Below are 11,906 nucleotides of genomic sequence, written 5' to 3' on the forward strand. Positions count from 1 at the left end.
ACGTCGATCAGCATGCGGGCTCCAGGAGTCGGGTGAGGTTGTGGCTGCCGGCCTGGGCGATCTCCGCCGCGGTGAGCCTGGAGGTCAGCAGCCGGCGGACGACGGCCTGGGTTTCGTGGAACGGCGTCCGGCAGCCGAGGACCAGCCGGTCGGCGCCGACCTCCGCCGCCACGATCTCCAGCGAGTCCGGCCCGGTCAGCATCCGGGTCGACGTGTGGAACCCGGCTTCACCGCGGGCCAGCACGACGAAGTCGCCGAGGTAGTAGAAGTGTGTGTCCAGGAACACGACCGTCGCCCCGAGCCCCCGCAGCGCCGGCCCGACCTTCCGCACGTCGCCCTCGGTGAGGATCGTCAGCCCGGCGTCCACCAGCAGCCGGACGACGTGCTCGAACGCCGGGAACGTCGGCTCGACTCCCTGTGCCGCCGGCGCCAGGCGGATCGCCCGCGGCCGCTGCGGCCCGGACATCCAGCGGTCGAGTTCCCGCTCGGCCCCGAGCGGGTCGCGCAGGTCCAGCACCGGGCACGCCGTCCACCCGTTGCCCTCGGCAACCTGTGCCGCCTCGTCGTTCCCACTGGGCACGTCGAAGTACGTCGCCCGCAGCGACGACACCACCCCGCCAGAGATCCCGGTCGCCTTCAACACGTCCCGTACGTCGTCGGGCCGGCTCCACCGCCCCGTCGTGACGTCATGCCCGACCAGCACGTCGCAATCCAGCAGCACGGGTACGTCGCTCATCCGGCCTCCTTGGACAGCACGCTGTGGACCTTGCGGATCGCGGTGACGATGTCGTCCACGTCCTCGGTCGTGTAGTTCTCGTTCCAGGGCAGGACGAGCAGGCGGTGGTCGATCAGGTCTTCGGCGGTCGGACACAGGCCCACCGGGTACTCGACGTCCTGCAATGGAAAGTGGGAGTGGCCGTACGTCACCCGGTCGCGCAGGGCGGGGGCGCCGTACAGCGGGCTGGTCAGATAGCCGCCGTTCGCCGGGATCCCCTCGGCGGTCAGCGCGGCCGCCCACTCGCGCAGGTCACAGGCGACCGCGGGATCGAGGATCAGCGGATACTGCCAGTAGACGTGGTCACCGGAGTCCGGCGGAGCGGTGACCCCGGCCAGCTCCGCGATCCCGGCCGTGGCCCGGGCCGCCGCCGTACGACGATCGGCGACGACGCCGGCCAGCCGCGTCAGTTGTGCCCGGGTGACCGCGCCGGCCAACTCGGTCATGCGGTAGTTGAGGGCGAGGAACAGGTAGTCGCGCTCGTTGGTGGCGCGCGGCCAGCCCTTGTCGGCGAACAGCCGCATCCGCCGGGCGAGGGCGGCGTCGTCCGTGACCACGAGTCCGCCGTCGCCGGCACTGATGTGCTTCGTCTGCTGCAGGCTGAAGCAGCCGATGTGACCGATCCTGCCGGCGAGCGTGTCACCGGCTGGTGCGAGATACGCCTGCGCGCAGTCCTCGACCAGCACGAGACCGTGCTGGTCGCACAGCTCCCGCAGCTCGACGATCGGGGCCGGCTTGCCGAACAGATGGACGGCCATCACTGCCCTGGTCCGCGGCGTGACCGCGGCGGCGACCGCGGCCGGGTCGAGGTTGCCGGTGACCGGGTCCACGTCGGCGAACACCGGGACGGCGTTCTGCATCAGGATGGGGAACACGGTGCCCATGTCGCTGATCGGGGTGGTGATGATCTCGTCGCCCGGCGCCGGATCGACGGCCGCGACCGCGAGGTGCAGCGCCGCCGTACCGGAACTGCAGGCGACCGCGTGCCCGGCGCCCAGCACGTCCGCGAACTCCTGCTCCAGCGCCGGCACCTCGGTGCCCCAGGTGGCCGACAGCATGCCGCTGCGGAGCACCCGCTCGGCCGCCTTCACCTCCTCGTCGCCGAACCGCCGGCCCGTGGAGTCCATCACCGTCGGCAGCGGTGTGGAGCGCACCGGAGTACCGCCGTCGCGTGCGAGTCCGGTCATCGGCACAGTCCCCTTGAGGTTGCTCACGGCAACGGTAGTTGGACGAGGTCGCGGTCGGCGAGACCCCAGACGTGATGTCGTGGCCCGCCGCGGACCGGCGACAGCTGGGGCACCGTGTACCACCCGTCGCCGAGCTTGTTCACCAGGAGTTTCGCCTCGGTGAGCCCCGGGCCGAGCTGGTACAGGTTCCCGCCGAAGTTCGTTTCACAATAGACGCCTGTCCGGTCCACCAAGATCTCGCCGTAGCCGGACAGCTTGTTGGTCCCGCGCACGACGGCCCGGGTCGTCAGGTCGTAGGTGAACCAGCCGCCGCTGGTCCGCTTCAGGACGCCGTACAGGACGCCGTCCTTGACCGCGACGCTCTGGATCGAGCGCTCACCGGGCAGCGGGTCGACGGACCAGAGCAGCTCTCGCCGGCGCAGGTCGAACGCGCCGATCGCCGCGGCCGAACGCGTCGGCGTGATCCCGCCGCCGCCGACCATGTCGCCGCCGAGGTAGGCGATCCCGTCGACGATCGAGACCGACAGCACGCTCTGGTCGGGCAGGACGCCGTAGTGGATGTCCAGCTCGCCGGTCCTGGTGTCGAGCAGTGTCAGCGCGCCGGTGAGCCTCCCGGTCCGGGGTGCGGACGCGATCGCGAGCAGCTTCGACGTGTCGTCGTACGCCGCCTGCCACGGCCGGATCTGGTCGTGGCCGATGATCCCGAAGCTGTGCACCTCCTTCGTCCGTGGGTTGATCCGGACGACCTCGGTGCTCGGGTAGATCGCGGAGTACAGCTCGTCCTTCACCCAGGTCAGGGTCTTCGGCTCGCCGGGAACGCGAATGCGGCGGGTAGCGCCCGTCCCGATCGCGTGCTCGGTGACGACCCAGTGGCCACCGACGTACAGGTGCGGGTCGCCGAGCTCGATCGACTGCGGTTTGTCCGGTGCCGGCGTGAAGCCCGCGTCGACCAGGTCGACGAGTTCGGACCCGCCGGTCGAGAGGTCGAGCCACCACAGCACGCCGGATCCGGTCGAGCCGAGCAGCGTGGTCGCGTCCAGCAGGTGGAGGCGCCGATGCTCGTCGGCCGGCGCCGGCGTGGCGACCGCGGTCAGCGTCGTGTCCGCGGGACCACACGTCCAGACCGTGCCCGAGCGGCGGGTCGTCAGATACGCCGTTCCGTCCGCGGTGACTGTGAGCGCGTCCACGCCGGTCTCCCCGGCGGGCAACGGCACCACGCGGACATCGCTGCCGTCGAGCGCCATGCTGACCAATGCTCCGGACGCGCCGACGTAGATCCGGTCCGCGGTCGCCGCGAACGGGCCGAAGTTCTGCCCGCGCAGCTCAGCCGGGGTGAGATCACCGAAGGTGCCGGCTGAGCGGTCGTAGCCGACGAGTTGCGAGGGCGTGTAGATCCCGGCGTAGACGAAGTCCCCGGCCGCACCGACGTAGCGTCCGTACTGCGCACCCGGCACCGGCGCACCGAGCCGGGTGAGCGCGTTGGTGGCGGGATCGATCTGCCAGACCGCGCCGTTCGGATAGCTGACCGCGAACACCTGGCCGTCCGGCGAGGTCGTCAGGTCCCAGACGAACCCACCGGCGCCCGCCAGAGTCCCGACGCGGGTCAGGGTGCCGGTCGCCGGGTCGAAGCAGTAGACCTCGGCGACCGGATAGAGCCCGACGTAGATCTTCCCGGCGGCCACCGTGATGCCCCAGCCGCCCTCGCCGGCCGGAACGTCGATCGTCCTGCTCACCCGGCGGGTGGCCAGGTCGATGTCCACCAGCCGGGGCGGCACGATGCCGCGCGTCAGCACGTACGCGTGCCCGTCGTGCACGGCCATCGCCACCACCGCCGCGGTCAGGCAGGCGGCACCGAACCTCGGCAGCGTCGAGCCGTCGACCGGTTCAGCCTGCACAGCTCGCGCTCCGGGAGCCGGCAGGGCGGTGACCGCCCCGGTGAGCAGGGCGCCGGTCAGCGCCGTACGGCGGGAGATCCTCATCGAATGGCCTCACTTCGCGCGGGGAAGGTTGCCGATCCGGACCAGGTCGCGGCCCTTGATCGTGTAGAGGGCGTCGCCGATGTGGGACGTCGTGATCAGCGGAAAGCCGTAGATCTGGGAAGCCAGGCCGTCGACCACCGTGGTCACCGCCGGCGGCCCGGAACGCCGGGGCACGATCTGGAAGACGCGCTTGCCGTCCGTGCCGAACAGCCCGGCGCGGGCGATCGTCAGCGTGTTCTGACCGGTGCCGATGACAGCGGTCGAGAGCACTTCGCCGGTGCGCGGCTCGAGAACGGCGAGCTGCCCGTCGTCGGTGGTCGCGTAGAGCAGACCACGGTGGACGATGACATCGCTGTAGGACTGTGCGTCCGGCAGCGGTGCGACCTCCCAGAGCGTCCGGTTCCGGGCCTGGTCGAAGGCGACGATGGTTGCCTCGGGCAAGATCGGGTCGGTGCCGAGACTGTTCCGGGTCGCGCCGCCCAGGTAAGCGATGCCGTCGTGGGTGGCGACCGAGCGGACGGACTGCTGCGGTACGACGCCGCGGTGGACCTCGCGCTCGCCGGTGTCCAGGTGCTGCTCGGTGAGCGTGCCGTCGTACTTGCCGTAGTCGGGCTCGGTGGCGATCAGCCAGGTCCGCGACCGGGCGTCGTACGTCGCGTCGGTCGGGCGGGTCTGCTCGTTGCCGATCCGGCCGAACTCGTCCAGGCCGGAGCCGTCCGGCTTCATCGACCACAGCCGCGCGAGCGTGTAGACGCCGAGGTAGACGTCGCGGCCGACCGGGGTCAGGGTCTTGGCCTCGCCGGGCAGGAAGATGCGCGCGCTGGTCCCGGCCGCGAGGTCGTGCACCTGGATGCCGGCCTTGCCGCTGACCAGCACCGAGGTCGCGGTCGCGGCGATGCCCATCGGCTGCTCCGGTGCCGGCGGCAGGCCGGCCTGGCCGAGATCGGTCCCGCGGAACGTTCCGGTGCCGGCGTCGAACTCGACGACCTGGCTGGTCAGTTCGGCCCGGATGACCGGGCCGTCGACGAGGATCCGGTTGAAGTACGCCCCGTCGTACGGCGATCCGAGCCGTTCGAGCGTGGAGCCGGCGTACCGGTAGAGCGTGCCGGACGGGCGCGTGCCGAGGTAGACGTCGCCGGTCGGTGCGTCGACTGTGATCGCGGTGACGTACTGGTCGCCGTCCGGCGTCTGCACCTCGACCGGGTTGCTCAGATCGGTGGTGTCGAAGACCAGCATCGTGCCGGTGGGGGAGAGGCCGGCCGCGAGTCTCGTCCCGGACAGGCTGAGGGTGGCGACGAACGTCCGGTCGGCGTACGCCGCCGGGAGCACGTCCCGCCGCTCACCGCCGGACCGGTCGATGGCGATCAGGTGGGCCTTCGTGCCGACGCCGGCGTAGATCGTGGTCGCGTCCGCGGCGATGCTGCGGACGTACTGCTCGCCGGGGACCGCCGCCCCGTAGGCCCGGGTCGCTCCGGTGGCCGGGTCGTACTCGTGGACGGCGCCGTCCGGGTAGGTGCCGGCGACGATCTTGCCGTCCGGGGTGGCCGCGATCGACCAGATGAACGAGCCGAACCGGGCGACCTTGGTGGCCGATCCCGACACCGTGTCGATCCGGTAGAGGTCGCCGGGAGTGTAGAGACCGACGTACAGATCGGTGCCGACGTGGGTCATCGCCCAGGCGCCGGCACCGGTCGGCAGCGTGAGCAAGCGGTCGACGGTCCGGGTGACCGGGTCGAACGCGCCGACCTGGATCGGCGAGACGCCGGACGTCACCGTCCAGATCCGGTCGCCGACCTGCTCGGCGACGCTGGTCGACGTGACTGCCGACGCCGGGCCGAGATTCGCGACCGTCACCGCACGCCCGGCGGCCGCGCCCGGGGTGATCGGAGCGCTCACCAGCGCTGCGCAAATGACGAGCACACCGAGCAGTCTCCGTACGAATCGCCTGTCCACAAAGGCCTCCTGGGACGCCGTGCGCTGTTTTACGGCCATGGCTGAAATTACCCCGGCAGAGTACGCGCGGCCGAATGAAGACGTCAACAGATCACCGCGGAGGGTGTGGGAGCCTCAGAGGTGCACGCGGTAGACGACCAGCGGCCGGCCGCTGCCGGGGCCGATCTGAGTGCCGGTGGCGTCGGCGAGACCGGCACGCTCCAGCCGGTTCAGCACCCGGCGGGCGGTCCGCGGCTGGATCCCGAGGTGGTCGGCGACGCTGCGCGTGGTCAGGCCTTCCGGGGTCGTGTGCACGAGCTCCTGGAGCCGCTCCAGCGTCGCCTTCGACAACCCGGCACGCTGCGCGAGCACCTGCAGCTTCGACCGCTGCTGGGCGCGCGGCGCCGCCCCGCCGACCAGGACCAGGTCGATGTCGTTGCGCAGCGAGACCACCGCGGCGGTCCGTCCGGCGGTCCTGGCCCGGCCGAGCGCGCGCCGGGCCAGCGCCTCGGTCTCGATCCCCGAGCCGCCGATGCCGAAGCCGATCCGCACCGGCCCGTACTCCTCCTTGAGCCGGGTCAGCATGCCGAGCTCGCTGAACGCGGCGGTGGCCTGCTCGAGCGGTCCGCGGGTCGCCACGACCAGGAACCGCTTGTCGTCGTACCGGATGACGCTGCCGCCGAGCGAGCCGGCCTCGCGCCGCAGCGCCTGCTCACCGTCGGCGGCGATCTCGACCAGACCGAGAGTGATCTGCGCATCGTCACTGCGCAAAGCGTCATGCACGAGCAGCAGACTGTTCACCGCGGCACGGACCGAGTGGATCGACGGCGCCAGCCGGATGGCCGTCCGTTCGGTCCGGAGCTTCTCGTACGCCGATCGCAGGCAGGTGACCGCGACGGTCGCACCGGCCTGGCGGTGGAACGCGATCACGTCGTCGGCGCCCAGACCGCGGCGGTACGGAAGCACGCGGACGCCGTCGGTCGGCAGGCCGACCTCGTCCAGGGTCTCGTGGACCTGTGCCTCGTCCAGGACGTCGATGCTCATCGAGGTGACGTCCTGGCCTTCGCGCAGCAGGTGCACGAGCGCCCGCATCAACGTGGCCCCGGTGTACTCGACGTGCGCCGCCGGGCGGTCGAGCAGGTCGTTCGCGGCAGCGATCTGGTACGGCACGACGCCGGTGAACAGCCAGGCGTCCACACTCGCCGGCGCCTCGGTCATCACCCGGGGAGTGTCGGTCTCCCGCCGGTAGCGCAGCGGCACGACCTCGACCCCGCGGAGGGCGGCGACGATGCGGCTGGTGGAGGTGACCAGGTCCGACGGGCCGACGACACCGATCGTCGTCACCATGCCGGGATCCCCTCCTTCATCGGGCCAGTCTCACCACAACCCCAGGCCGCTGCAAGAACCCTCGCCGTAGAACACTGGCACCCATGCCCCCACGGATCGGCCTGGTCGAGCTCGACACCTCGCACCCGGCGGCCTTCGTGCCGTTGCTGCGTGAGCTGGGACTGGAGGTGAGCGCTGTCCTGGACTCGGGTGCCGTCCGGCCGCCGGGGTACGCCGCCGAGTTCGCCGAGCGGCACGGGATCGCGGTGGTGGCGAACGAACTGGACGAGCTGCCGGTCGATGCCGCGTTGCTGCTCGGCTGCGACTGGGACCAGCGGTACGAGCAGGCGTGCACGCTGCTGGACGCGGGCCTGGCGGTCGTACTCGACAAACCGATCGCCGGGCGGGCTGGGGACCTCCGCGACCTGGCCGCCCGCGCCGAGGCCGGACAATCCGTCGGCGGCGGGTCGTCGTTCCGCTGCCTGCCGGACGCACTTGCCTGGCGGGCACGCGGTGAGGTGGCCGCCCTGGTCCTGGTTGGTTGCGCAGGGCATCCGTTCTACTACGGCGTCCACGCGGTGTCCTTCGCGGAGGCACTGCTCGGGCCGGGCTTCATCGCGGCCCGGGCGCTCGACGAGTCGAGCCGACGGGGCCTGCTGCGGCACGCGAGCGGTGCCGAGGTGCTGGTCGACGTCCAGGAGGGCTATCCGTACTTCGCCACCGTGGCGACCTCCACTTCGGTGGAGCACCTGCGGCCCGATCCGGGTCAGCTCTATCGGCCGTTCCTGACCGCCCACCTGGTCGGCGTAGCGCCGAAGCTCAGCGTCGAGCCCGAGCTGATGCTGCTGGCGCTGGCGCGGTCCGCGGCCACCGGTGGTGACTGGGTCGATCCGGCTTCTTTGCCGGACTCGTTCTCACCGTGGGATGCCGCTGCCTACACGGCCGCTTACACGCCACCGGCATAACCGCGGTCCCCCTGGGTACCGGAGCGATGCCGCCGGCCGATGGCCCGCTCGCACACGGTGTCACCGGCCGGCTGCACCGTGCGACATCATGCGAAGGAGGACCGATGAACGAGTTCACTCACACTCTGGTCCGACTGGACGACGCCGGCCTGACACTGGCCGACCCCGCGGACGACCTGCGCGGCCGGACCGTCGTGGATCTCAACGACGAGGAGGTCGGCACGGTGGACGGCGTGCTCATCGACGAGGACGAGCGCCGGGTGCGCTTCCTGGAGGTCGGCTCGGGCGGTTTCCTCGGGCTCGGCGAGACGAAGCGCCTGATCCCGGTCGACGCCATCACCCGTGTCGACGACGACAATGTCCACATCTCCACCGATCGCGACCGGGTCGCGGGCGGTCCGGTGTACGACCCGGACGTCGTGCCCGAACGCCACTACCTCGAAGACGTCTACGGGTACTACGACACTCCGCCGTTCTGGGGACCCGGCTACTTCTACCCAGGCTGGCCGCGGTAGCCGTACTTTGCCTGTGTGACGTCAGGGGGAAGCGCACCGTGGTTCGGGATTCTCGGTGAGCTCGAGGTCAGGGTCGACGACGCCCGGCTCGAGATCGGAGGCCCGAAGCAGCGCGGGCTGCTCGCGGTGCTGCTGATCCAGCTGAACCAGGCGGTGTCCGCCGGCCGGCTGGTGGAGGCCCTGTGGGGCAGCCGGCCGCCGGCGGGCGCCGAAGTCACGCTCCGTACGCACGTCTCCCACCTGCGCCGCCGCCTCGCATCCGTCGGGGCGGCGGATTTGCTGGTCACCCGCCGGTCCGCCTACAGCCTCGCGGTCGACCCGGAACAGGTCGACGCGTACCGCTTCGAGCGGCTCGCCGGCCTCGGTCAGGAAGCTGTCGGACTGGCAGATCCCGAGCGAGCCGCCCGGTTGCTGCGGGAGGCGCTCGCGCTGTGGCGTGGGCCGGTTCTGCACGACCTGGGCCGGCCGTTGTTCGCCGAGGCCGAGACCGCGCGGTTGGAGGGACTGCGCCTGGATGCGCTGGAGATGCGGATCAGCGCCGATCTGGCGGTCGGCCGGTACGACGTCATCCCCGAGTTGGAGCGGTTGGTGGCCGACCACCCGTTCCGGGAGCCCTTTCACGGCCAGTTGATGCTCGCGTTGTACCGAGCCGGGCGGCAGGCGGACGCGCTGGCGGCGTATGCCTCGACCCGGCAGCGGCTTGCCGGCGAGCTCGGCCTGGACCCCGGTCCGGCGCTGGCCGCGCTGGAAACGGCGATCCTGCGAGGCGATCCGGCCCTGCTGCTCCCGCGTCAGCAGCCGGCGAACCGGGTGAAAGCTCCGCCGGACGCTCTCTTCGGCAGCGTCCGCCGTGACCGGATGGTCGGACGATCGGCCGAGCTCGACCGGCTGCGCGCCCGCTGGCGGGAGGTGCGGTCCGGGCCCGGGCAGGTGGTACTGGTCTCGGGTGAAGCCGGAATCGGCAAGACCAGGCTGGTCGCGGAGTTCGCCGGCGGCGCGGATGCGGATGTGCTGGTCGGGCGCTGTGACCAGGCCGAGATCCCGTACCAGCCGATCCTCGCGGCCTTCGACGAGAGTCCCGGGATCGTCGCCCAGACCCCGGAAGTGGTGCGCGACCGGGTCGCCGGGTTGCTGGACCGGCTGGCGCCGGTCGTGCTCGTGCTGGAGGATGCCGAGCGCATCGACCACGCCAGCGCGGTGGTCCTGCGGAACGTCGGTCGTCAGCTGCCCGACGGTGTCCTGGTGATCGTGTGTTTCCGCGACCCGCCCGGGACCAGGCATCCGGCGTTGCTGGAGTTGGTGGGCGACCTTCCGGGGGCGGACCGGATGGCGCTGCAACCGTTGACCGAGAGCGATCTGGGCACGCTGGTCGGGGACCGTCCGGCCGGGTTCGTCCGGGAGCTCTGGCGCAGCACGGGCGGCAACCCGTTCTACGCCAACGAGGTCGTGCGGGACCTCGAAGCCGGCAACGATGCGTTCGTGGTGCCGTCCGGGGTGCGCGACGTACTGCGGCGTCGCCTGCAGGTCCTGCCGGCCGAGGTGCAGCAGGTGGTGCGGTGTGCCGCCGTTCTCGGGAGCGAGGCGGAGTTCGGGATCCTGGCGCAGCTGGTCGACCTGGCCGAGGACCCGTTGATCGACGCGCTGGAGCAGGCGATCGGTGCGGGGTTCCTGGTCGAGGCGGGCAGTTCGTGGAAGGCGACGTACCGGTTCCCGCACGACCTGATGCGGGAGGCGGTGTACGCCGATCTCCCGCAGACCCGGCGGCAGCGGCTGCACGTCCGGGCAGCGGCCGCGTTGTTGCCCGGAACAAGCATCGCGGCGGCGGCCGTGCAGCTGCGCGCCGCCGGGCCGGCCGCGGATCCGGAGCAGGCGGCGGATCTCGGTCTGCGGGCGGCCGAGGAGGCCGCCGGGCTCTACGCCTGGCACGAGGCCGTCGACCACGCCGAGGCCGCGGTCGACGTTCTCGACCAGGCGGGCGCCGCTCCCGGACGGCGGGCGGCGGCCGCGGTAGCGACCGCGAAGCTCCGGCTGAAGTCGAGTATCGGCGACCGGCGGGCGATCGAGCTGCTGGAGACCGCGCTCGAGCTGTCCGCCGGTGATCCGGCCGCGCTGGCGACGGTCCACAGCCGGCTGGGCGGTGCCCTCTGCACGAACCACGCGGTGATGGACATTTCCAGGGCGATCGAGCACTTCGCCGCCGCCGAACGCCTGAACGGCGACCGGTTCCACCTGCACCGCGGGCTGAGCCAGGCCGCGATGTACGGCGTCCGCACCGAGCTGCTCGGGGACGCCGCCCGCCGGGCGGAGGCACTGGCGGGCGACCTCGGTCGCCGGGATCTGCTCGTGATGGCGTCCTGGGGCCGTGCCTGGCACGAGTTCAACCTCGGGCGGTTGAGTGCGGCGGTGAGGCTCCGGGAAGCGATGTGGACGACCGCCCACGAAGTAGCCGACCCGTATCTGGGCTGGGCCTCGGTGAGCGGTGCCGCGCTGACGGCGACGGCGTACCTGCTGGATCCGGTCGCCGGCCGGGCCTGGTGCCGCCGTGGACTGGCCCTGGCACGGTTCGACACCTTCGAGCGCCCGCACGACACCGTCGTCGACCAGCTCGCACTGGCGCTGGCGGCGATGGGCGATCTGGACGAAGCCGGGCGAGTGGCCGAGCCGTTGCCCGGTGACGCGGTCAGCGGTCGCGTACTGACGTTCCTCTCCGGGGACTGGGCACAGGCCGAGCGGGACTGGTCGGCGGCGCTCCGCCGGGACGAGGACGCCGGCGACCTGCACGACGCCGCTCTGAACGCTCGCTGGCTCGGTGGCGTGCGCAGGCTTCTGGGTGATCAGGAGGGCGCCGAGGCCGCACTCAGACGTGCGATCACGATCGGAGTCGACGGTCCGCAGGTCCCGACCGAGCTGGCGGCCCGTGCCGAGCTGGCCCGGATCCTCGCGGACACCGGCGAGGTCGCCGAGGCCGAGCAGCAGTTGGCGCGGTGTGACGAGATCATGGCCGCTGGTGAGGACTGGCGTGGACTGGCCGGCGTCGTCGAACTGGCCCGCGGCGTGGTGACCGGCGCCGACGACGCGTACCAGCGGGCCGTCGACGTGTTCACGGCGTACCGGCTGCCGTGGCGACGTGCCGCCGCGGTGAAGGCCTGGGGGCGCTCGCTTCAATAGCGCTTCAACATGATTTCAACATCAGACCGCCATGGTGTCTGACATGAACCAAGCGAAGG

General features: G+C 71.6%; 8 protein-coding genes. 3 read left to right on the plus strand and 5 right to left on the minus strand.

The window, feature by feature from the left end; genetic code table 11:
- Positions 1-7 precede the first annotated feature (7 nt).
- From E1218_RS11775 to E1218_RS11795, 5 genes are all read right to left on the minus strand, one after another.
- Positions 8-736 carry an amidohydrolase family protein gene (locus E1218_RS11775; protein ID WP_132319237.1) on the minus strand — a complete coding sequence of 243 codons (729 nt, stop codon included), beginning with the start codon at positions 734-736 and terminating at the stop codon, positions 8-10.
- On the minus strand, positions 733-1,962 hold the full coding sequence (locus tag E1218_RS11780; RefSeq protein WP_132319239.1) for a DegT/DnrJ/EryC1/StrS family aminotransferase: 1,230 nt from the start codon (positions 1,960-1,962) through the stop codon (positions 733-735). Before E1218_RS11780 ends, E1218_RS11775 begins: the two co-directional genes overlap by 4 nt.
- Before the next feature lie 23 nt (positions 1,963-1,985).
- On the minus strand, positions 1,986-3,941 hold the full coding sequence (locus E1218_RS11785; protein WP_132319241.1) for an NHL repeat-containing protein: 1,956 nt from the start codon (positions 3,939-3,941) through the stop codon (positions 1,986-1,988).
- 9 nt (positions 3,942-3,950) lie between these two features.
- On the minus strand, positions 3,951-5,837 hold the full coding sequence (locus E1218_RS11790; protein ID WP_132319243.1) for an outer membrane protein assembly factor BamB family protein: 1,887 nt from the start codon (positions 5,835-5,837) through the stop codon (positions 3,951-3,953).
- A gap of 171 nt (positions 5,838-6,008) precedes the next feature.
- Complete coding sequence (locus tag E1218_RS11795) at positions 6,009-7,220, minus strand: helix-turn-helix domain-containing protein (RefSeq protein ID WP_132319245.1); 1,212 nt, start codon at positions 7,218-7,220, stop codon at positions 6,009-6,011.
- 83 nt (positions 7,221-7,303) lie between these two features.
- Between E1218_RS11795 and E1218_RS11800 the strand changes: the two genes are divergently transcribed.
- From E1218_RS11800 to E1218_RS11810, 3 genes are all read left to right on the plus strand, one after another.
- Positions 7,304-8,164 (plus strand): Gfo/Idh/MocA family oxidoreductase, encoded by an 861-nt coding sequence (locus E1218_RS11800; protein ID WP_132319247.1) that lies wholly within the window; start codon positions 7,304-7,306, stop codon positions 8,162-8,164.
- Positions 8,165-8,268: 104 nt separating this feature from the next.
- The gene (locus E1218_RS11805; protein ID WP_132319249.1) at positions 8,269-8,679 is read left to right on the plus strand and encodes a PRC-barrel domain-containing protein; all 411 of its coding nucleotides are present in this window, start codon (positions 8,269-8,271) and stop codon (positions 8,677-8,679) included.
- A gap of 15 nt (positions 8,680-8,694) precedes the next feature.
- Positions 8,695-11,847, plus strand: a complete 3,153-nt coding sequence (locus tag E1218_RS11810; protein WP_132319251.1) for a BTAD domain-containing putative transcriptional regulator — start codon at positions 8,695-8,697, stop codon at positions 11,845-11,847.
- Positions 11,848-11,906: the final 59 nt, after the last annotated feature.

Source organism: Kribbella turkmenica, assembly GCF_004348725.1.
In the GTDB taxonomy this organism is placed as follows: domain Bacteria; phylum Actinomycetota; class Actinomycetes; order Propionibacteriales; family Kribbellaceae; genus Kribbella; species Kribbella turkmenica.

What these genes read in the sequence shown, in the direction of transcription:
- E1218_RS11800 (WP_132319247.1), top strand. Translation starts at nt 7,304, where the DNA reads ATGCCCCCACGGATCGGCCTGGTCGAGCTCGACACCTCGCACCCGGCG.
- E1218_RS11780 (WP_132319239.1), bottom strand. Translation starts at nt 1,962, where the DNA reads ATGACCGGACTCGCACGCGACGGCGGTACTCCGGTGCGCTCCACACCG.
- E1218_RS11785 (WP_132319241.1), bottom strand. Translation starts at nt 3,941, where the DNA reads ATGAGGATCTCCCGCCGTACGGCGCTGACCGGCGCCCTGCTCACCGGG.
- E1218_RS11775 (WP_132319237.1), bottom strand. Translation starts at nt 736, where the DNA reads ATGAGCGACGTACCCGTGCTGCTGGATTGCGACGTGCTGGTCGGGCAT.
- E1218_RS11805 (WP_132319249.1), top strand. Translation starts at nt 8,269, where the DNA reads ATGAACGAGTTCACTCACACTCTGGTCCGACTGGACGACGCCGGCCTG.
- E1218_RS11795 (WP_132319245.1), bottom strand. Translation starts at nt 7,220, where the DNA reads ATGGTGACGACGATCGGTGTCGTCGGCCCGTCGGACCTGGTCACCTCC.